The sequence below is a fragment of the Sphingobium sp. KKT206 genome, assembly GCF_055640555.1.
The window spans coordinates 896220-916433 of record NZ_CM145765.1 but is presented as its reverse complement, the minus strand read 5'-3'; the positions used below and the strand labels follow the sequence as shown (position 1 = coordinate 916433).

The window sequence follows — 20214 nt, the reverse complement described above, 5'->3', positions numbered from 1 at the left end:
GACCGCAGGCAGATGGCACGCATTCGTTGGCTCACCTATTTGATGTTCCTGATGTTCGCGATGACATCGGAATCGGTCGGGGTGATCATTCCGTCGGTGATCCGCGAGTTCGGGTTGGGCATGACGGCGGGTGGTGCCTTTCACTATGCGACGATGAGCGGCATCGCGCTGGGCGGGGTCTTGCTGGGATCGATGGCGGACCGGTTCGGGCGCAAGCCGACGATTTTGGTAGGCCTGGCGTTGTTCGGCTTGAGCGCGTCCCTGTTCGCTTGGGTGAGCAGTTTCGGCCTGTTTCTGATCCTGCTGTTCGTCGGCGGGCTTGCGGTCGGCATCTTCAAGACGGCGGCGTTGGCGTTGATCGGCGACATATCGACATCGACGCGCGCGCATACGGCGACCATGAATGTGGTCGAGGGGTTTTTCGGCATCGGCGCGATCATCGGGCCGGCGATCGTCGCTTATCTGCTGTCGCATGATGCGTCGTGGAAATGGCTCTATCTGATTGCCGCGGCGCTGTGCGGATTGCTCATGATCGTCGCCTGGCGCGTCCCCTACCCGCCTGTGCAGGCGAAAACGGACAGCGCGCCTATGGCCGACATGCTGGCGATGATGCGCAATCGCTATGCGCTGGCGTTCAGCAGCGGGATCATGCTCTATGTGGGGGTCGAGACCGCCATCTATGTGTGGATGCCGACATTATTGGCGGGCTATGCGGGGCCGGGCTGGCAATGGGCGGCCTATGCGCTGTCGATCTTCTTCATCCTGCGCGTCATCGGCCGCTTTGCCGGCTTCTGGCTGCTGGAGCGATTCAACTGGACCGCGGTGCTGGCCTCGTGCGGGATCGCCATCCTAATATGCTTTGCGCTGGCCATTTTTGGCGGGCGGCCCTTGGCAGTCATATCCCTGCCTTTGTCGGGCCTGTTCATGTCGGTGCTGTATCCGACGCTCAATTCCAAGGGGATCAGTTGCTTTCCAAAGCCCCAGCATGGCGCGATTTCGGGGGTCATCCTGTTCTTCACCTGCGTCAGTGCGGTGGTGGCACCGCTGGCAATGGGGTTGATCGGCGATTATTTCGGCGATGCCATTTATGGCTTCTACCTCGCGACGCTGTTTGCGGCCGTGCTGGCGGTGGGGCTGGTGCTCAACATGATCTTCGATCCGGCGAGCGGCGAACTGGCAAAGCGGGGCGCGCTCGACTATCGGGCTTGAGCGCGCACCGCACAAATCTGCTGACAGGCGGGCCGATTTGAAGGATAGACGTTCCTTTATTTGGGACGCATGGCGAACATGATATGAGCGATAGCGAAGACAGCAAGGAACCGGGCGTCAAGGGCACGCAGACGCTGATGCGCGCGCTCGACATCATGGACGAGGTGATTGACGGCCCCATTCGCGCCGCTGACCTGGCCCGTAAACTGGGCATGAGCAAGACCACGGCGCACCGGCTGGTGCAGGCGCTCAAGTCGCGCAACTATCTGGCCGTGACGCGGGATGGTTTTGCGCTAGGACCGAAGCTGCTGCAGTTGGGCGTGCTGGCGACTGAGCAGATCGACTTTGTGCGGATTGCCCGGCCATTCATGGAATTATTGTCCGAACGCAGCGGTTTTTGCGTGTTCGTGGGCAAGCGCGAGGGGGATTTTTCCCGCCATCTCGATCGGGTGACGGGAACGCAGCGGCTGCGCGTGGCGACGGCACCGGGCGATCGTCGGCCGATCGCGGAAACGGGCCTCGGCAAGGCGCTGTTGCTGGACGAGGACGAAGCGACCTGGGAGCGGCTTTATGTCGCGGCCAAGGGCGGCAAGCCGTCGCGCGCGGCGATCAATGCTTTCATCGCCGAAATGCAGGGCCACAAGGCGCGGGGCGAAGTGTTGCATGACAGCGAATTGGGTGACGGTGTCCGATCGATCGCGACACCGATCCGCGATGCGAAGGGCAATATCTGCATCGCCATCTCTATCGCCAGCGCCGCCCATTATCTGACCGATGAATTGCGCACGACGCTGGCGCTGCAAGTGATGCGGTCGGCCGAGCAGATCAGCGCTGCGGTAGGCTATAGCGGCCCGCGCTGAACGAACGTTCCCCAGAAACAATAAGGGCGCGATCATTGTGATGATCGCGCCCTTTAGGTTGGGGGAGAGGATGTCTTTACATCCGGTAGGTCACGCCGAAGGTGAAGGTGCGGCCGATGCGCGTTTCGAACAAAGTGTCCTGCCGCACGCTGTCGGTGTAGAGGCGGTTCTGTTCATCGGTCAGGTTCTGGGCTTCGACGATCAACTTGAGCCGATCGGTCACAGCGAAAGAGGCCGATGCGTCCATGTAGAAGGTCTTGGCATTGCCGACCAGATCGCTGCCCGGCGAGGCGGGGATGCCGCGAATGAATTTATCGCGGAAATTGCCCGTGGTGCGGATGCTGAACTTCTCATCCTCATAATAGAGGGTGCCCGACGCCGTGTTCTTCGACAGGCCGACAAGGTCCGCCGTGGTGGTCACGGTCGGCACACCGTTCACGCTGGCGAGGATATAGTCGATCTTCGACGTGACATGGGTGAAGTTCGCCAGCATGCCGAAATTGCCGAGGAAACCGTCGAAGAAGGTGAAGGGTATCTGCGCATTCAGCTCGATACCCTTGAGCGGGCCGCCCGGCGTATTGAACGGCTGCGACACGTTGAAGGGTTCGCTGGGGTCGGTGTTGCTGTTTTCGAGCAGACCATTGGGCAGGCCCAACTGGTTGAACGGAATGAGGCTGTTCACATTCTGAACGAAGCTCTTGATATCCTTGTAGAAGAAGGCGGCAGATAGCAGCGAGCCGGGACGGAAATACCATTCCACCGCGACGTCGAACGTGTTGGCACGGATCGGGTCGAGGAAGGGATTGTTGATATTGCCGACGCGGGTGACCGGATTGACGCCGCTGGTGGGGGTCAGCAGACCCAGTTCCGGGCGCGCCAGCACCTTCGCACCGGAGAAGCGCACCAGCAGATTTTGCATCGGCTCGATCACGACATTGGCGGACGGCAGCCAGTCGTCATAGACATTTCGAGCGGCAGCGAACCGTCCCGCAAGGCCGGTGGGCGTCGTGGCGCTGGCGACCTGAATATAGCCCGACGAGAACATGTCGGTCTTGACGTAGCGCACGCCTGCATCGCCGCGCACGCTGAAACCGATAGCATCTTCAAGGTCGAAATTGGCCATCACATAGCCGCTCGTCACCTCTTCGCGGACCCGGCTACGGCCACCGCCACATTCGACGCCGCAATAGCGTACTGCATCGAAGCCGAACGTATCAGCCCATTTTTCGGCATCAATCGCTGCCCAGCCACTGGGCGCACCATTGCCCCATAGCTTGTCGACGCCGCCGATGGTGGTCGTGATATCTGCCAGCGTCGTGCCGGCCGGCAGGGCGCGGACCACAGTGTCGGCATTGAAGGGCCGCAGGAAGGTGGAGAGGAAGTCGCTGCGCCGATATTGGCCGCCCGCCCGGATCGAGAAGGCTTCGCTCGCCTTCCACGTCATGTTCGCGCCAGCGGTGAGATTGTCGGTCTTGTTGCGGGACGGCTTGCCCTGGAAGCTGAAGCCGCCGCGCACGGTGCCATCGGCGAGCGGCGGCGCATAGGCGAAGCTGCCGGGGTTGCCGACATCCGTGCCAAAGCCCAGAACCGGCGTGCTGCCGCCATCCCGGAAGTCGATCGAGAAACCATCGACATCGACGGCATCCATGAAGGTTTGCAGGCGCTTCTTGCCGTTCCAGATCGAGCGGTTGAACCCGACGATCGCGTCGACGGTCAGGCTGTCGTTCAGCTCGCGCTTGAAATTGACATTGGCCTGTTTGAAGGTCGAGACGAAATTGTCGACCAGTCCTTCGGAGCGGACATCGACGCCGTCGAATACGCCATGGACCAGCGATCCATTCTCGTCGAATTCGATTTCGCGCACCGACGTCATCGGCTGACCCAGGTTTGAGGCGTTACGCGCGAAGGACACGGCGGCGATATAATTGTCGCGACGGGTCACTTCGAACCGCGAATAGAGGAAGTCGACGGAGATATCGGTCTGGTCGTCCGGCTGATATTGCAGGGTCAACGATCCGCCGATCCGTTCCTGCTTCTGCTCGCTATTGAGATAGCGCGGCAGGCGGGGGAAGAAGGCGCCGCTGCCAGGCGTCCCTTCCGCGCCTTCGCGACGCAGATTTTGGATCGTGTCATAGGCCGCCTGCGTGCTGGTGCGCGGATTGCCGTTGCTGCAATTTGCGGCCGTTACGCCGCGCGTCGCCAATTGTTCAGGCGTCTGGCCTGCCGTATTGATCGGTGCGCCCAGCGGCGAACAGAAGCCGCCATTGATATTGGCAGGCAACAGATCGACCGCAGAATAGCCGACTTCCCGCAGGTTGCGCTGCTGATAGGCGACCGATGCCAATATGCCGAAACCGCTATCGCCAAATTGCTTGGAAACCAGCAGCGACGCGCGCGGATCGACCTTTTTCGACAGTTCGTTATAGACGCCACGCGCCGTCATGGAGAGGACGAAGTCATCCTTCTGATCGAAGGGCTTGGGCGCGGAGAGGTCAACGGTCGCACCGAGCGAGCCTTCCTCGATATCGGCCGAGGGTGTCTTGCGCACCGACAGGGCCGAGAAGATTTCGGTGGGGAACACGTTGAAGTCGAAGCTGCGGCCATTATTGCCTGCGCCATAAATGTCAGAGCCGCCGGTCTGGGCCGTGCCTTCCATACCGTTGATGCGGACGCGCGTGAACCCGGCGCCGAGGCCACGGACCGAGATGTTGCGGCCTTCGCCACCATCGCCACGCGCAAGGGCGACGCCCGGAACGCGCTGCATCGATTCAGCGAGGTTGGAGTCGGGGAATTTGCCGATGTCTTCAGCGACGATCGAATCGATCGCTGCCGCTTCACGGCGTTTCATGCCGAGCGCGCTGTCGAGCGAGGCGCGGAAGCCAGTGACGACGATATCGGCGGTTTCGGATTGATCGGCGACGGACTGATCCTGGGCGATGGCGGGGACCGCCACAAGCAGCGTGGTGGCGATCGCGATGGCCGAGCTGCGGCGCGCAAATGCGGAACGGGTGTGCAACATGACTTCCTCCCCTATTGACCGGTTGACATCACCCCGATGACATCCGAATGTCCCACTATGTGGATTACGGTGTCATCTTATATCGAGAGTTATGAAATGGAAAGAAAAATCATCATGTGATTTTATTATCCACATTGTGGGATATTCCTATCATCCCCATGAGGAGAAGCAGGATGAAAAGCGATTGACCCTGATAAAATCCCTATATATGGGTTATAAACCTATTTAGCGGGATAGATATTGGCCTCTGCACGGGCCGATATTCTGGGGGGAGCGTGGCGGCCTTCGTGGCGCTCCCCCGCTCTTGCACTTCTGCAAAGGCCCATGTCATGCCGTCCAGCGCTGCGCTCTTCCTGATGCTGGCGGCCGCTGGCGGGGGGGAGACCATCGTCCTTAACCGCGACTCGTTGCAACCCTATCAGGCGGCAAGCCACGGCGTCGAACCGGGCGGCAATGCGCAGGGTTTTGCCTATTCCATCGCGCTGCCCGAAGGCCGCTATCGCGTGACCGTGCGATTGGGGGACCGGACGCGGGCGGGCGATACGACGGTCAAGGCCGAGGCGCGTCGCCTGATGCTGCGCTCTGTACGCACCCGCAAAGGAGAGGAAGTCGAGCGCCGTTTCCTGGTGGATGTCCGCACGCCCGCGCTGCCGCCGCCACCGCCCACGGCGCCGGGTGGCGACCGGGTGCGGATCGATGGGCGGGATGCGCAGGAATTTACCTGGGACGACAAGCTGACGCTGGAGTTCCTCGGCCAACCGGCGGTCCGGTCGATCCGCGTTGAGCCGGTCACGGCCCCGGCGATCTTTCTGGCGGGAGATTCCACCGTCACCGATCAATATGCGGAACCCGCGGCGAGTTGGGGCCAGATGTTGGCCGCGCTGCTGGATGACCGGATCGTCGTCGCCAATCACGCCAAGTCGGGCGAGACGCTCAAATCTTTCCTGACCAGCTTACGCTTCGACAAGCTGCTGTCGGCGATGCGGCCCGGCGACTGGTTGTTCATCCAGTTCGGGCATAATGACCAGAAGCAGCAATGGCCGCAGACCTGGGTCGCGCCGGATTCGACCTACCCCGCCTATCTGCGCGCCTATATCGCCGAAGCGCGACGGCGCGGCGCGCATCCAGTCCTGGTGACATCGCCCGAACGGCGCAATTTCGATGCGCAGGGGAAGATCATCGATACGCTGAGCGACTATGCGGCGGCGGTGCGGAAGGTCGCGGCGGAAGATGGCGTCCCGCTGATCGACCTGAACGCGGACAGCCGCGCCATCTATGAAGCGCTTGGCCCCGATGTCGCGCCCGCAGCCTTCAACGATGGCGGCAAGGACAAGACGCATCATAATAACTACGGCGCGTGGTTGCTGGCGAGCGCCGTGGCGCAGCGCATCCGCGATACCATCCCTGCGCTTGCCCCGCATGTGAGCGCCGGTGCCTTCGCGCCTGCAAAGCCCCCCACGGCAGCGCAGGTCGCCATTGTCCCAAGCCTGATCCACAGCGATCAGCGCCCGGCCGGGAACTGACATGGACATGACTCGCCGCGATCTAGCGTTGGGACTGGCCAATCTCGCTCTGGCGGCCCTGCCCTTCCCCGCCCATGCCGCGCGACGCTTCGATGTGCGGGATCATGGTGCGCGCGGCGACGGCATTGCGATCGACAGCGATGCAATCAACGCAGCGATCGAGGCGGCATCGCGCGGCGGCGGCGGCACCGTCCTGCTGACGCGCGGGCGCTATTTGTGTTTCTCGATCCGGCTGCGCAGCCGCGTTACCTTGCTGTTGGGAGAAGGTGCGGTGATCGAGGCGGCCGATCCGGCGCGCCATGCCGGGCGTTATGACCTGCCCGAAGAGGGGATCGATCAGCTGTATCAGGATTTCGGCCATAGCCATTGGCACAACAGCCTGATCTGGGGCGATGATGTGCGGAAGGTCGCTATCCTTGGCCCCGGCGCAATCGATGGCGCGGGCCTGACCCGCGATGGCCCCGGCGCGCGCTGGAAGCGCCAGGCAGGCGAGCGTCCGCTGTCGATGCGGGCGATGACGCAGGCGCAGATTGATGACCTGGAACCGACCGCCGCTGCGATGGCTGGCAAGGGCAACAAGGCGATCGCGTTCAAAAATGGCCGCGACATCCGCCTGTCGGGCTTCACCATTCGCAAGGGCGGGCATTTCGCCATATTGGCCACGGGTACGCAAAAGCTGCGCATCGATGGGCTGACGATCGATACCGACCGCGACGGCATCGATCTCGATTGCGTGCGCGACGTGGTGGTGGAGCGCTGCCGCGTCAATTCGCCCAATGACGATGCCATCGTGATCAAGAGCAGCCATGCGCTGGGGCGGGCGATCGCCGCTGAAGACATATTGATCGGCGATTGTGACGTGTCGGGCTATGATATGGGATCGCTGATCGACGGCACCCGGACGACCCGCCAGCAGATCGCCCCCGATCAGGATCGCGTCACGGGCCGGATCAAACTGGGGACCGAGAGCAATGGCGGTTATCGCAATATCCGTATCGAGGATTGCCGCTTCACCCGCTGCCGGGGGCTGGCACTGGAGACGGTGGATGGCGGGGTGATGGAGCATATCGTCGCGCATCGGCTGACCATGCGCGACGTTACTACCGCGCCCCTTTTCCTGCGGCTGGGCGACCGGCGGCGCGGGCCGGAGGGGACAGGGATCGGCGCGATCCGCCATGTGGAGATAAGCGAGGTCGATGCGCGTGGTATCGATCATCGCTTCCCGGCCACGATTGCGGGCCTGCCCGGCCATCCGATCCGCGACGTGACGTTGCGCGATATCCACCTGGACTATGAGGGCGGCGGCACGGCGCAGGATGCCGCACGGCGGCCCGGCGAACTGGCCGACGCTTATCCGGAACCCAGTATGTTCGGCGTGCTGCCCGCCTGGGCGCTGTGGGCGCGGCACGCGGAGCGGTTGACGATCGAGCGGTTCTCGGCGGCGACACGCTCGCCCGACCAGCGTCCGCCCTTGCTGTTCGACGATGTGCGGCATCTGACGGTGCGAAACACGCCACTGTGGCGTTGACGAACAATTGGGACGATGTTACCAAATATAGGTCAAAGGTTCCATAATGTGGTTTATAGGGGAAGAGCCGAGATGTCGATCCACGCCTTCAAGATGCAATTGAAGCCCGGCGTCGTGGACGAATATCGTCGCCGCCATGACGAGTTATGGCCCGAACTGTCCGATCTGCTGCGCCAGTCGGGTATTTCCGATTATTCCATCTTTCTGGATGAAGATACGCTCAGCCTGTTCGCTGTGCTGACGCTGGCGGCGGAGAATCAGCGCGACACGCTGCCCGATCATCCCGTGATGCAGAAATGGTGGGCCTATATGGCGCCGTTGATGGAGGTCGAGCCGGACAATAGACCTAAGGAATGGCCGCTCCCCCTGCTGTTCCACATGGATTGATCCGACCGATGCGCTCCCTAATTGCCGCCCTGCTGCTGGGCTCCGCCCTGGCGATCCCTGCGATGGCGCAGGTTGCCAAGCCCACCGCCAACCTGTCCGCCCCGGTCAAGAGCTTTGGCCGCGTCTCCTATGATGCGCGCTCGCTGATGATCGATGGCGAGCGCAAGATCATCTGGGGCGGGGAATTCCACCCCTTCCGCCTGCCCTCGCCCGACCTGTGGCGCGACATATTGCAGAAGATGAAGGCGAGCGGGTTCAATACCGTCGCCCTCTATTTCGACTGGGGCTATCATAGCCCGAAACAGGGCGTGTACGACTTTACCGGCATCCGCGATGTCGACCGGCTGCTCACCATGGCGGAGGAGGAAGGCCTCTACGTCATCACCCGTGCCGGTCCCTATGTGAATGCCGAACTGTCGCGCGGCGGCTTTCCCGGCTGGCTGGTCAACCAGCGCGCGCGTGCGCGCACCGACGACCCGGATTATCTCAAGGCCGTCGATGAATGGCTCAGCCAAATCAACCCGATCATCGCGCGGCACCAGATCAATGTGGACAAGCAGCGCAAGGGCGGCGTCATCCTGCACCAGATCGAAAACGAACTGGCGCTGACGACGCCCGCACAGCGGCGCTATATGGATCACCTCTATGCCAAGGCGCGCGCCGACGGCATCACCGTGCCGATCTTCCACAATGATCAGGGCCGCAATGGCTATTGGACGCCGGAATCCTCGACGGTCGACAAGGTCGTCACCGGCCCCAACGACATGTATGCGTTCGATGGCTATCCGGGCGGCACCTGCACCGTCAACGGCCAGCCCACCCGCGATGTCGCAGCGCCCGATTGGGGCTATTATGGCACGGGCGGGGCGAAGGGCGGCGCGTCGGCTTCCCCCGACACGCCGGGATTTGCGGCCGAGTTTGGCGGTGGCTGGTTCGATTATTGGGGGTCGAACGGCGGCTATGAGTGCAACGCGATCCAGCGCGGCAAGCGGTTTCAGCGGGTCTTTTATGGCACCAACCTAGCCAACGGCATCGGTATCCAGAGCTTTTACATGACCTATGGCGGCACCAGCTGGGGCTGGCTGGCTGGCCCGGTGGTGTTCACCAGCTATGATTATGGCGCGGCGATTTCCGAACCCCGTGCGCTGCGCGAAAAGGCGCAGGAGATGAAGCAGTTGGGCGGCCTCATCGCGTCCGTCCCCGATCTGGCGGGCATGATTTCGGCCGGGCCGGTCGAGATCACGTCGCCCAATATCCAGATTTACCATAATAAAAGCCCTGAAACCGACGCTCGTTTCCTGATGGTGACGCACAAGCCGTCCAACGGGCAGACGAACGACAGCTTCGCCTTTACTGCCGACCTGCCCGATGGGCGTTATACCGTGCCGATGCGCCTCAATGGCTTTGACGCGAAATGGTTGGTCGCGGGCGTGACACTGGGTGGGCAAAGACTGGTCTATTCCACGTCGGAACTGCAATCGGCGCAGCGGCAGGATAAGGGCGACCTGCTGCTGCTCTATGGCCGCGCTGGGGAGCCGGGCGAGACCGTGCTGCGCTACACCAGCGCGCCGACCGTGACCGTGATCGAGGGGGAAGCCACCAGCCGTTTCGACGCGGCGAAGGGCGACTTGAAACTCAGCTACAGCCATCAAGGCCGCGCGATCGTGCAGATCGAGGGCGGCGGGCGGCCGCCGCTGACGGTGATCCTGGGCGACGAAGCCGAAGCCGTCCGCTATTGGCGGCAGGGCGATATGTTGATCCATGGCCCTGAACTGGTGCGCCATGCGACGGTGAAGGGCGGCACGCTGGCCCTGACCGGAGACACCGCGACGCAAAGTCCGCTCGAAATCTGGGCGCCGGGCGCGATCCGCAGCGTGACGTGGAACGGCACGAAGATCGTCACCCGTGCCACGCCATCGGGCAGCCTTGCGGCCACGCAGCCGCTTGCCGGTCCTGCTACGTTCGCGCTGCCTGCGCTCACCGACTGGCGAATGGCCAAGGGTTCGCCCGAAGCAGAGCCAGCCTTCGACGATAGCGACTGGCAGGGGATCGACAATCGCTCATCGGCCAGCATCACTGCCCGCCCCGACGGCCAACCCAATATGGGCATGGACGCCTATGGCTTTCATGATGGCGATGTCTGGTATCGTGGCCGCTTCACTGGAACGCCCGATGCCAAGACGCTGTCGCTCTATTATGGTGCGGGTGGTTCTGGCCTTGTCCAGGCCTGGGTCGACGGGCAATTTATCGGCGAGGCGGAAACGCCGGGCGGCCTGCCGCGGCCAATCACCACCGGCACGGCGCGCTTTGCCCTGCCCGCCAGTGCCCAAAGTGGCGAGCATATCCTGTCCGTCATGGTCCGCAACAATGGCCATAATTGGGATCTGGACAGCGACGATTTCCACAAGGAGGCCCGTGGCCTGATCTCCGCGTCGCTGGAAGGTGGCCCAAGTGGACGCAGCTTTGCCGTGCCGATCGCCTGGAAGATTCAGGGCAAGCGGGGCGGCGAGACGCTGGCTGATCCTGTCCGCGGTCCGGCCAATAATGGCGGCCTCTATGGCGAGCGCATGGGATGGCATCTGCCCGGCTTCGATGACAAGCGCTGGGCGAAAGCTGCGGTCCCTGCCACGCAGGCAGAAGCGGGAACCAGCTGGTATCGCACCAGCTTCGACCTGGCCGTGCCCAAGGGGCAGGACGCGACCATCGCGCTCAGCTTCGGCGACGCGACCAAGCCGCGATCGCCGGTTCGCTATCGCGTGCTGATGTTCGTCAATGGCTGGAACATGGGGCAGTTCATCGCCCATGTCGGGCCGCAACGCACCTTCCCCATTCCCGAAGGCATATTGAACCACCGGGGCAAGAACCATGTCGCGCTGGCCGTCACATCCGATGGCCAGCCAGGCGATGCGCTCGAAGCCGTGCGCCTCGTCACCCTTCATTCCGTGAAAGGCGGTCTGCCAGTGCAGATGGTTACCGCGCCAAACGCACCTTCAGACCTTAAGGAGTAATAATAAGTGGCCGCACTCAATCATGATGTCCCGCGCGCCCAAGTGGTCGACGCCATCGACCGGCTGATGGACAATCTCGTCAATATCAAGGACGAGACCGGCGAGTTTCTGCTCCATCTGGAGGATGGCCGCATCATCGACACCAAGGGTTGGGCCGGGTGGGAATGGACCCATGGGATCGGCCTGTTCGGCATGTGGCGTTATTATGAGCAGACCGGCGACCAAAAGGCGTTGGGCATCATCAAGCAATGGTTCGAGGATCGCTTTGCCGAAGGCACGCCGACCAAGAATATCAACACCATGGCGCCCTTCATCACGCTCGCATACCTGTATGAGCATGAGCCGGACCCGCGCTACATTCCCTATCTCGACACTTGGGCCGAATGGTTGATGGCGGATGATGGCCTGCCCAAGACCGAAGAGGGCGGCTTTCAGCATATCGTCTATAATGACGAAAATCCGGGCGAAATGTGGGACGACACGCTGATGATGTCGGTGCTGCCGCTGGCCAAGATCGGCCTGCTGCTGAACCGCCCCCATTATGTCGAGGAAGCCAAGCGCCAATTCCTCATCCACATCAAATATCTGTTCGATACCAAGACGGGCCTGTGGTTCCATGGGTGGGATTTCAACGGTCGTCATAATTTTGCAGAAGCGCTGTGGGCGCGCGGCAATTGCTGGGTGACGATCGCCATCCCTGAAATCATCGAGATACTGGATCTGCCGCAGGGTGATGCGTTCCGCACCTTCCTGATCGACACTTTGGCCGCCCAGGTGAAGACATTGGCGCAGACGCAGGACGCCGATACGGGCCTGTGGCACACGCTGATCGTCGATTCGACCAGCTATCTGGAAGCCTCGGCCACGGCCGGGTTCGCCTATGGCATTCTTAAGGCGGTGCGGAAGGGCTATCTCCCGCGCCATTATGAGGCTGTCGGCATCAAGGCGGTACGCGGCGTGCTGGCCAATATCGACGATGCGGGCGAGTTGCAGCAGGTGAGCTTTGGCACCGCGATGGGCGACACCCAGCAATTCTACAAGGATATTGCGCTGACCTCCATGCCCTATGGCCAGAGCCTCGCCATCTGCGCGCTGGGTGAATTTCTGCGCAGCTATATCTGACATAATGAGAGCTTGGACGGCGGCGGGTCTTGGAAGGAGCGCCGCCGTCCAGGGCCAGAATGATAATAAGGCGGAGGAGCCGAACATGCCCAACCGAGCACCCATTCGCCCCGTTCGCCTGCGCAATTATCTCGCTTATGGGTCCAATGACGTGTTGGGCGCAGGGTCGATGGCGGTCATTTCCGGTTGGGTATTGATCTTCTACACCCAGTTTTGCGGGCTTTCCGCCGGACAGGCGGCGACGATTTTTGCGGTCGCGCGTATCCTGGACGCCGTTGCTTCGCCGATGATCGGCTATATTTCAGACCATTTCGGCAGCACTCGGTTCGGCCAGCGTTTCGGGCGTCGGCGCTTTTTCATCCTGGCGGCGATCCCGCTATTGCCCAGCTTCGCGCTGATGTGGCTGCCGGGCCAGACCTTCTGGTATTATCTTGTCAGCTATGTGCTGTTTGAACTCGTCTATGCGATGGAGATCATCCCGTTCGAGACATTGGCTGCCGAAATGTCGAGCGATTATAAGACCAAGGCGAAGTTCGCAGGCGCGCGCATCCTGTTCGGGCAGGCGTCGGCCATTTTGGCGGGCTTCCTGCCGCTGTGGCTGATCACGACGCTGGGCCGCGACAGTGCCGACACGTTTTTCTATATGGGTATCATTTTCGCCGCGCTCTTCATGCTGACGGCCGGGCTGCTGTATCTGTTCAGTTGGGAACGGCATATGCCAGGCGGCGTGGAGCTGACGCAGGCTGCGCCGACCGCTGGCATGGGGCAGGCGTTCAAGGCGCTGTATCGCAACCTTTTTTCCACCATGCGTATTCGGGCGTTCCGGCTCCATCTGGGTATGTATCTGGGCGGCTATATCAGTCAGGATATTTTCAACGCGGCCTTCACCTTCTTCGTCATCTTTGCACTGACGGGGTCGATGGCGATCGCATCGGGGCTGCTTGGCACCATGTATATCGTGCAGTTCGTGGCGGTCATCATCGCGATCAACCTGGCGCTGCGGGCGTCGCCGTCGCGCGCCTATCAGATTGCGGCGGCCAGCTTCGCGGCGGGTGCGCTGACGCTCATCGGCCTTTGGGTGCTGGACATTCCGGCGAGCAGCCCGATGATCTGGTTACCGATCATCCTGGCGGGCCTGGGTCGTGGCGCGCTCAACTATATCCCCTGGGCGACCTATAATTATATGGCCGACGTGGACGAGATCGTCACCGGCCAGCGGCGTGAAGGCAGCTTTGCCGGTGTCATGACCTTCGTGCGCAAGGCGACGCAGGCCGCGGCTGTCGCGGGCGTGGGGTTCATCATGCAGGCGGGTGGCTTCGTGTCCGGTGCGCCAGTGCAAAGCTATGATGCCATCCTGACGATCGCCCTGTTGCTGGGGATCGGCACGGTGGGGATGCTGGGCTTTGGTATCCTCGTGTCCACCCGCTTCCGCCTCAGCCCCGCCACGCATGATGTGCTGATGGCCGAGATCGAGCATCTACGGGGTGGCGCACAGACGCCTACCAGCCCGGAGGCGGGCCGGATCGTCGAGGATCTGTCGGGCTGGCGCTATGATCAGCTATGGGGCAGAAACCCGGTCGCCCGCTGACAAAGGATCGATCATGCGCCCCGTGCTATTTCTTGCCGCTCTTGCCTTCTTAGCCACGCCCGCTGCGGCCCAGCACTGGTCGCGCAGCTGGATGGCTGCGCCGCTCGTCTGGACCGCTCCCGCCGACAAGCGCCCGGACCTGACCGACCGTACGGTGCGGCAGGTCGTTCGCCTGTCCAGTGGCGGGGTGCGCATCCGGCTGCGCCTGTCCAACGAAATGGCGGTTGCGCCGCTGACGATCGGCGCAGTCCATGTCGCGCTCGCCGGGGAAGATGGCGCGACCCTGCCGGGCACCGACCGCGTCGTCGCGTTCAACGGCGTGCAGGGGGTAACGCTTTCCCCGCGCGCGCCGCTGCTGAGCGATCCAATCGACCTGCCGGTCAAGCCGCTGACCCGGCTGACGATCAGCATCCATCTGCCGCAGGGCGCAGCCACGCCCACCGTCCATGCCTATGCCGCCGCCACCAATTGGATCGCGCCAGGCGACCAGACCACCGCCATCAACCTGACCGGGGCGACGACCATCGGGCCGCGCCTGATCCTGTCCGCCGTGGAAGTGGAAACCGCCCGGCCCGCCCCCACCATCGTCACGCTGGGCGATTCCATCACCGACGGCGTGCGCGCGACAAATGACAGCAACCGGCGCTGGCCCGACCTGCTGGCCGAACGCTTCCAGAAGGCGGGGCGGAGGAATGTCGCGATCGCCAATGCCGGGATCAGCGCCAACCGCCTCTTGTCCGAAGGCGAGGGCTATAATGCGCTCGCGCGCTTCGACAGCGATGTGCTGGCGGTGCCGGGCGTCAGCCATGTGGTGATATTGGAAGGGGTCAATGATATCGGCGCGGCGACAGCACAGAACCGCCCCTTGCCGAGCGCCGATGACCTGATCGGCGCCTATCGTCAGATGATCGCGCGGGCGCGGGGCAATGGGGTCAAGGTCATCCTCGCCACCATCCTGCCCTATGAGGGTGCGGGCTATTGGAGCGCAGAGGGCGAGGCTGTTCGCATCGCCGTCAATGAGTGGATCCGCACGACCGACGAAGCCGATGGCATGGTCGATCTCGCCAAGGCGATCGCCGACCCCGCCGATCCGGCGCGGATAGCGAAACCCTATGATGTGGGCGACGCGCTGCACCCCAATGATGCGGGATTTGCGGCGATGGCGGCTGCGTTCGATCTGCGCCTGTTTCGATGATCGCTGCGGCGCTTCTGCTCGCGGCTGCCAGCGCACCGATTGCGCCCAAGCCGCTCTATCGCGACCCCGTGCATGATGGGGCAGCCGATGCTTCGACCGTCTATGACCGGGACAGCGGCGAATGGGTGATGTTCTATACCAACCGCCGCGCCGACCTGCCCATGGAAGACGCTAAGGACGTGCGGTGGGTCCATGGCACCGCGATCGGCACCGCCCGGTCGAAGGATGGCGCCCATTGGCGTTACAGCGGGACGGTCGCCATCCCCGAAAGCTGCACCGGCGAGACGCTTTGGGCACCCGAAGTCCAGTTTCTCGACGGGCAATGGCATATGTGGCTGACCGTCGTGCCGGGTGTGTTTCGCGACTGGAATGCGCCGCGCTTCATCGTCCACCTGACCAGCCCCGACTTAGCGACATGGAAATGCGGCGAGCGGCTCGATCTTGGCTCCGACCGGGTGATTGATGCCAGCGTCATAACGCTGCCTGACGGCGGCTATCGTCTCTTCTTCAATGATGAACGCGAGAATAAGGCGATCCGCACGGCGGACAGCAAAGACCTGGTCCACTGGACGGTTGGTAAGCGCCTGACCGACACGCCCGGCGAAGGCCCCAAGGCATTCCGCTGGAAGGGGCGTTGGTGGCTGATCTCCGACGCGTGGAAAGGGTTGTTGGTCATGCGGTCCGACGATGCGGAAACATGGACGCGGCAGGAGGGCCATATCCTTGGCGTTCCCGGCACCCATCCCACCGACCGCGCCAAGGGCCAGCACCCCGACATCATCGTCGCGGGCGACCGCGCCTATATCCTCTATTTCGTTCATCAGGATGGCGAAGCGGAAGCCGTGGACAACGCCGACTGGAAGCGCCGCAGCGTCCTCCAGATCGCGGAGCTGGTCGAACGCGATGGGATTATTTCGGTCGATCGCAATGCGCCGGTTTCGGTCGCGCTGAAACCCTGATCGGCCGTTACAGGAACCCGACCTGCCGTAGCCAAGCTTCGCATAGCGTTGGCCAGATCGACACCGGCATGTCCGCCGTGTCGAGCGCAAAGCCGTGCGGCGCATCGGCAAAGATATGGAGTTCGGCTGATCCTCCAGCGTCCCGCAATGCCGCATGTAGGCGATGGGCATTCTCCACCGGGACCACCGGGTCATTGCCGGCATAGACGATGAAGGTCGGCGGTGGTTCGGGCAGCAGTTGGGCGTCGGGCTGCAGCGCATCGTAGAGCGCCCGCTTTTCGACCGGCGACAATGGCGGTTTATCGGCGACGACCGTTCGGCCCATTGCATTGGTCGAGATGGGAGCATAGCCGATGACCAGAGCATCCGGCCGCTGTGGAGCGGCTTTGCCCCATTTCGCCGGATAGTCGGCGACAAGGCAGGCAGTGAGATGGCCGCCCGACGACAGGCCCATGACACCCAGCCCTTCGCTTGCAAGCCCGCTGGCGCGGGCCAGCGCCATCGCCGCATGTGCGTCGTCGAGCGGGGCGGACGGGCCATTGTTCGCATCGGGAAAACGATGGATCAACAAGAAGACATAATAGCCCAGCCGATTGAGCCAGCGCGCGACCTGCACCCCTTCCCGCCCCGCCATCAGCGCGACATAGCCGCCCCCGCCCAGCACCAGCATCGCTCGGCCATTGGGACGATAGGGCGCATAGCCTAGCAGGACGGGGCGTTCGACTGCCGTGACCACGGCTTGCTCTGGCGGAGCGGTGTTGTCCTCCAGCGTGAAGGCGCCTGTTGCTGCGCCATGCAGCGGCCAGACCTGATCAGCACCCAGCATCTTGCGCTCCCATCGGGCAACCATGGGTGGGATAGGCTTCCCCATCCAGTTCCACCGCCTCGCGCACTACCGCCACGCGATCGCCAGTGTCGCGCATTTCGTAAAATTTGGCCAAGGCGCGCTTGAAGGGGCGATGCACGACCATCATCAGCCGCCCATCGAATGCGCGGAAGAGCATGCCATGCCCGCTGTCGCGCTCGACCAATGGCCCTAATTGCTCCCATGGGCCAGTTACCGTGCCGGATGTCGAGCGGGCCAGCGCCTGGACATAGCCATCCCTGCCATAGCTCGACCAGAGCATTAGCAGCGTACCGTTCGCTGTGCGGAACAGTTCGGGGCCGTCGGTGACATGGACGATGTCGCCTTCCGGCTGCTTCTGTCCGACTACCCAGTCAGCCTCATCGGCGCGGAATAGCAAGCGCGGCAGCCCGGCTGCCGACAGGTCATCCTTGAGCGGCATCGCATCGATCGTGCCGGTGCCGACCTGCATCCATTCATGGGCATAGACGAGCCAGGGCTTGCCCGCTGCATCAATATGCAGCGTGCCATCGAGCGTCATGGCATCGGCCGGGGCGATCGGATCGCCGCCGCGCACCAGGGCAAAGGGACCGTCGAGCCGGTCGGATACCGCCAGCAAGGTGGTGCGCCGATAGGTCGGGCGCTTGGCCTTTGCCTGGATGGCGGCAGCTTCGTTATGGAAGGTCGCCAGCAGATGCCAGCGCCCCTTCCAGCGATGAACTTCGGGTGCCCAGGCTCCCTCATTCGCCCATGTCCCGTCCGGCAAGGTGAAGACGATGCGCGGCTTTTCCCAATGGGCAAGGTCGCGGCTGACATAAGCCATGATACCCAGCCGTTTGTCGCCGGTGACGGCGGGATCGTTGCGGCTGAACAGCCAATAGGTCTGGCTGTCGGTATCCGCGACCACCCATGGATCATGGATACGCAGATGGGATGTCAGCAGCGGCGCTTGTGCCGCCAGGGGAGCAGCGAACACCAACAGCAACAGGGCAAGCAAGCCCCGCATCAGCCCGCCATCCGGTTGCCATAGCCGATGATCAGCGTCGCGAAGACCAGCAGGCCCACGCCGCTCCACACCATGCGGCGAACGGCGGGGGCTGCGTCTTTCCACTCGCGAAAGGCAAAGCCCCAGCAGGTGCCGAAGATGATGATCGACGCCATGTGCAGGGTCCAGCTGGAAAAACCGAAGCGACCCATCTGGCTTTCGCCCATGGTGTAGAAGAAGAATTGGAAATACCAGGCCGTGCCCGCCAGTGCGCAGAGCAGGACATTGGGCAGCAGCGCCGGGCGCTTGCCATCTGCGTCGGGTGCGCCGAGCCACTGGCCCGCAGACTTGTTTTTCACGATCAGCCACCCGCACCAGACGGCGTTGGTGATGAGGCCACCGAACATGACGATGCACAGCGTCGGCAGGCCAGTCCACAATGGTCCTGTTCCAGCGGCAGCAGACAGCGCCTTGACCGGTTCGCCCGCCGCAAGGCCAAAGGCGAAGCAGGAGGACATGATGCCGGAAAAGATGGCGACGGCGATACCCTTCTTGAAGTCGAACTCGGCAACGGCGGCGGCCTTTTGTTCAGGCGAGAGCGCCGCATCCTTGCGCGCGCCGGCCATGGCGACGACGATGATGCCCAGCACGGTCACGGCAAGCCCCAGCAGCACGATCTGCCCATGCAGCGTGCCTGCGATCTCCGTCATGAAGCTGCCATCGACGATCGGCGGGATCAGCGTGCCGAACACGGTGCAAAGGCCCAGCACCACCGCCATGCCGAGCGAAAGGCCGAGATAGCGCATGGTGAGGCCGTAGGTCAGGCCGCCAAAGCCCCATAGGAAGCCGAAAAATATGCACCAACCGACGACCGAGCCCGGCACCTGCGCCATCACGCCCATCAGATCGTTGGTCTGGACCGACGCGAAGAACCAGGGTGCGATGACCCAGGAGAAGATGCCGCCGGTCAGCCAGAAAATCTCCCAATTCCAGCGCTTCACACCGCGATAGGGGACATAGAAGCTGGCCGAGGCAAGGCCCCCCAGCCAGTGGAACAAGACGCCGAGAAGAGGATTGCCGATCATATATCAAGTCCCAGGCGATAGAGGCGATTGGCGTTGCCGCCGAACAGGGCGCGGCGGTCGGCTTCGGGCAAATCCGCGACGATGGCGTGATAGGCCTCCATATAGCGGTCGATTGGGCCAAACAGCTTGTCGGTCGGCGTGTCGCTCGCGAACATGCAACGATCGACACCGAACAGGTCGATCGTTTCGCGGATGAAGGGCGCGATCGTCTCGCGGCTCCAGTCGCGACGGATGAAGCCCAAGCCCGACAGCTTGACGCAGACATGGGGTAGCGCTGCGAGCGCCTGCATGCCCCGCCGCCAATCGCCGACACCGTCCGCGTCGGTCAGCACCGGCATGCCGAGATGGTTGATGATGACGGGGATGTCGGGGTGGCGCTCGATCAGCGGGACAAGTCCCGGCATCTGACCCGGATAGCATTGCAGGTCGAAGGAGAGCTTGTGCTTTGCCAGTAAGCCATAGCCCGTCTGCCATTGCAGATCGACGGTCAGGTCGGTGGACGTGTAGCTGCGCCGAGGATCGGGGTGCCAGTTGACGATATGGCGGATGCCCTTGACGCGGCTGTGCGCGGCTTGCGCGGACAATAGTGCATCGACGTGCGGGCCGTTGAGCGCGGCGAAGGCGACGATGCCCGTGGGCAGCCCCTCGATCGCAGCAAGGCCATCTAGCCATTGGGTTTCCCGCAGAGCGCTGTCCGCCGCCGCACCCGCATCGACATGCACGGCGCCAACGACATTCCAGCGTGCGAGGTCTGCGCGATATTCCGCGATGCCATAATCATGCGCGATCGGTTCGACGCTGCCGTTCGGCCCATCCTCGGCGAAGGGTGGGCTGAGCCAGTCGTAGCGGATATGCGCCAGATCCCATAAATGGATGTGCGCATCGACAAAGGGGATCATGGC

The 20214-nt window shown here is 62.8% G+C and carries 15 protein-coding genes; 10 read left to right on the top strand and 5 right to left on the bottom strand.

Annotation, left to right across the window (positions count from 1 at the left end):
• Window positions 1–12 precede the first annotated feature (12 nt).
• On the top strand, window positions 13–1209 hold the full coding sequence (locus ACZ2HM_RS22280) for an MFS transporter (protein ID WP_470427068.1): 1197 nt from the start codon (window positions 13–15) through the stop codon (window positions 1207–1209).
• Between the two features lie 83 nt (window positions 1210–1292).
• Window positions 1293–2069 (top strand): IclR family transcriptional regulator, encoded by a 777-nt coding sequence (locus ACZ2HM_RS22275; protein ID WP_037480355.1) that lies wholly within the window; start codon window positions 1293–1295, stop codon window positions 2067–2069.
• Between the two features lie 76 nt (window positions 2070–2145).
• On the opposite strand, the gene ACZ2HM_RS22270 is transcribed toward ACZ2HM_RS22275, so the two are convergent.
• Window positions 2146–5088, bottom strand: coding sequence for a TonB-dependent receptor (locus ACZ2HM_RS22270; protein ID WP_470427067.1), 2943 nt, complete (start codon window positions 5086–5088; stop codon window positions 2146–2148).
• A 329-nt stretch (window positions 5089–5417) separates the two neighbouring features.
• Between ACZ2HM_RS22270 and ACZ2HM_RS22265 the strand changes: the two genes are divergently transcribed.
• From ACZ2HM_RS22265 to ACZ2HM_RS22230, 8 genes are all read left to right on the top strand, one after another.
• The gene (locus tag ACZ2HM_RS22265; RefSeq protein ID WP_470427066.1) at window positions 5418–6611 is read left to right on the top strand and encodes a rhamnogalacturonan acetylesterase; all 1194 of its coding nucleotides are present in this window, start codon (window positions 5418–5420) and stop codon (window positions 6609–6611) included.
• Between the two features lie 7 nt (window positions 6612–6618).
• A complete protein-coding gene (locus ACZ2HM_RS22260) occupies window positions 6619–8139 on the top strand; it encodes a rhamnogalacturonidase (RefSeq protein WP_470427336.1) in 1521 nt (506 codons plus the stop codon).
• 72 nt (window positions 8140–8211) lie between these two features.
• Window positions 8212–8526, top strand: coding sequence for an L-rhamnose mutarotase (locus tag ACZ2HM_RS22255; RefSeq protein WP_069063856.1), 315 nt, complete (start codon window positions 8212–8214; stop codon window positions 8524–8526).
• A gap of 8 nt (window positions 8527–8534) precedes the next feature.
• Window positions 8535–11534 (top strand): glycoside hydrolase family 35 protein, encoded by a 3000-nt coding sequence (locus tag ACZ2HM_RS22250; protein WP_470427065.1) that lies wholly within the window; start codon window positions 8535–8537, stop codon window positions 11532–11534.
• A gap of 6 nt (window positions 11535–11540) precedes the next feature.
• Entirely contained in the window at window positions 11541–12656 is a 1116-nt protein-coding gene (gene bglB / locus ACZ2HM_RS22245) for a beta-galactosidase BglB (protein ID WP_069063857.1), read from the top strand.
• Between the two features lie 85 nt (window positions 12657–12741).
• Complete coding sequence (locus ACZ2HM_RS22240) at window positions 12742–14244, top strand: MFS transporter (protein WP_470427064.1); 1503 nt, start codon at window positions 12742–12744, stop codon at window positions 14242–14244.
• A 13-nt stretch (window positions 14245–14257) separates the two neighbouring features.
• Window positions 14258–15439: an SGNH/GDSL hydrolase family protein gene (locus tag ACZ2HM_RS22235; RefSeq protein ID WP_470427063.1), complete on the top strand. Its 1182-nt coding sequence runs from the start codon at window positions 14258–14260 to the stop codon at window positions 15437–15439.
• The gene (locus ACZ2HM_RS22230) at window positions 15436–16398 is read left to right on the top strand and encodes a glycoside hydrolase family 43 (protein ID WP_470427062.1); all 963 of its coding nucleotides are present in this window, start codon (window positions 15436–15438) and stop codon (window positions 16396–16398) included. Before ACZ2HM_RS22235 ends, ACZ2HM_RS22230 begins: the two co-directional genes overlap by 4 nt.
• Before the next feature lie 7 nt (window positions 16399–16405).
• On the opposite strand, the gene ACZ2HM_RS22225 is transcribed toward ACZ2HM_RS22230, so the two are convergent.
• From ACZ2HM_RS22225 to ACZ2HM_RS22210, 4 genes are read right to left on the bottom strand one after another with little or no spacing between them, the layout of a single operon-like run.
• On the bottom strand, window positions 16406–17224 hold the full coding sequence (locus tag ACZ2HM_RS22225; RefSeq protein ID WP_470427061.1) for an alpha/beta hydrolase: 819 nt from the start codon (window positions 17222–17224) through the stop codon (window positions 16406–16408).
• Window positions 17211–18248, bottom strand: coding sequence for a glycoside hydrolase family 43 protein (locus ACZ2HM_RS22220; protein ID WP_470427060.1), 1038 nt, complete (start codon window positions 18246–18248; stop codon window positions 17211–17213). The genes ACZ2HM_RS22225 and ACZ2HM_RS22220 overlap by 14 nt, the downstream gene beginning before the upstream one ends.
• A complete protein-coding gene (rhaT, locus tag ACZ2HM_RS22215; RefSeq protein ID WP_470427059.1) occupies window positions 18248–19312 on the bottom strand; it encodes an L-rhamnose/proton symporter RhaT in 1065 nt (354 codons plus the stop codon). The genes ACZ2HM_RS22220 and rhaT overlap by 1 nt, the downstream gene beginning before the upstream one ends.
• Entirely contained in the window at window positions 19309–20211 is a 903-nt protein-coding gene (locus tag ACZ2HM_RS22210; RefSeq protein ID WP_470427058.1) for an amidohydrolase family protein, read from the bottom strand. The genes rhaT and ACZ2HM_RS22210 overlap by 4 nt, the downstream gene beginning before the upstream one ends.
• Between the last annotated feature and the right edge of the window lie 3 nt (window positions 20212–20214).

Excerpts from the sequence above, each read along its gene's own strand:
- ACZ2HM_RS22280 (WP_470427068.1), top strand. The coding sequence starts at position 13 with ATGGCACGCATTCGTTGGCTCACCTATTTGATGTTCCTGATGTTCGCG.
- ACZ2HM_RS22275 (WP_037480355.1), top strand. The coding sequence starts at position 1,293 with ATGAGCGATAGCGAAGACAGCAAGGAACCGGGCGTCAAGGGCACGCAG.
- ACZ2HM_RS22270 (WP_470427067.1), bottom strand. The coding sequence starts at position 5,088 with ATGTTGCACACCCGTTCCGCATTTGCGCGCCGCAGCTCGGCCATCGCG.
- ACZ2HM_RS22265 (WP_470427066.1), top strand. The coding sequence starts at position 5,418 with ATGCCGTCCAGCGCTGCGCTCTTCCTGATGCTGGCGGCCGCTGGCGGG.
- ACZ2HM_RS22260 (WP_470427336.1), top strand. The coding sequence starts at position 6,619 with ATGACTCGCCGCGATCTAGCGTTGGGACTGGCCAATCTCGCTCTGGCG.
- ACZ2HM_RS22255 (WP_069063856.1), top strand. The coding sequence starts at position 8,212 with ATGTCGATCCACGCCTTCAAGATGCAATTGAAGCCCGGCGTCGTGGAC.
- ACZ2HM_RS22250 (WP_470427065.1), top strand. The coding sequence starts at position 8,535 with ATGCGCTCCCTAATTGCCGCCCTGCTGCTGGGCTCCGCCCTGGCGATC.
- ACZ2HM_RS22240 (WP_470427064.1), top strand. The coding sequence starts at position 12,742 with ATGCCCAACCGAGCACCCATTCGCCCCGTTCGCCTGCGCAATTATCTC.
- ACZ2HM_RS22235 (WP_470427063.1), top strand. The coding sequence starts at position 14,258 with ATGCGCCCCGTGCTATTTCTTGCCGCTCTTGCCTTCTTAGCCACGCCC.
- ACZ2HM_RS22230 (WP_470427062.1), top strand. The coding sequence starts at position 15,436 with ATGATCGCTGCGGCGCTTCTGCTCGCGGCTGCCAGCGCACCGATTGCG.
- ACZ2HM_RS22225 (WP_470427061.1), bottom strand. The coding sequence starts at position 17,224 with ATGCTGGGTGCTGATCAGGTCTGGCCGCTGCATGGCGCAGCAACAGGC.
- ACZ2HM_RS22220 (WP_470427060.1), bottom strand. The coding sequence starts at position 18,248 with ATGCGGGGCTTGCTTGCCCTGTTGCTGTTGGTGTTCGCTGCTCCCCTG.
- rhaT (WP_470427059.1), bottom strand. The coding sequence starts at position 19,312 with ATGATCGGCAATCCTCTTCTCGGCGTCTTGTTCCACTGGCTGGGGGGC.
- ACZ2HM_RS22210 (WP_470427058.1), bottom strand. The coding sequence starts at position 20,211 with ATGATCCCCTTTGTCGATGCGCACATCCATTTATGGGATCTGGCGCAT.